This window comes from Alishewanella sp. HH-ZS, from assembly GCF_001704375.1.
GTDB classification, from domain to species: Bacteria; Pseudomonadota; Gammaproteobacteria; order Enterobacterales; family Alteromonadaceae; genus Alishewanella; species Alishewanella aestuarii.
The window spans coordinates 1-392 of sequence record NZ_LZEJ01000110.1 but is presented as its reverse complement, the minus strand read 5'-3'; the positions used below and the strand labels follow the sequence as shown (position 1 = coordinate 392).

Below are 392 nucleotides of genomic sequence, written 5' to 3'. Positions count from 1 at the left end.
ATCTATCATCTACCTCACCTAACAACTTGCGTAGACCTGTCACAAAACCTCTAGGGAATATTTCTGTGTTGTATTCCATGTCTTTTACTTGGCCTGCTTGTGTGGTTTGCCAGTTATGTTTTTCCATACATTCGTCAGAGATAGCGTAGGCTAAGGCTTTCTTCTCAGATTCGGTCAAGATGCCAGTTAGTGAAGGCAAGACTTCAACACTCGGCTTTGCGCTTGCATCAAACTGACGTACAGGACGCTTATCAATGGTAATATTCGCGTGCTGTTTTAGCAGATTAACCTCTTTGCGATAACGGTTGCGCTCGGCAATAATCTGACCAAATAAAGCCCGTACCGCAGGGTCTGGAATACGCTCAAGTAGCTTGTTATCCTGTGGAACAGAC

1 protein-coding gene is annotated in these 392 nt (G+C 44.6%); it reads right to left on the bottom strand.

Going from position 1 to position 392, the window contains the following annotated elements:
* Nucleotides 1-392, bottom strand: a 392-nt coding sequence (gene gmtX / locus A9165_RS16500; RefSeq protein WP_255365757.1) for a gamma-mobile-trio protein GmtX, incomplete at both ends; no start/stop codon positions are given.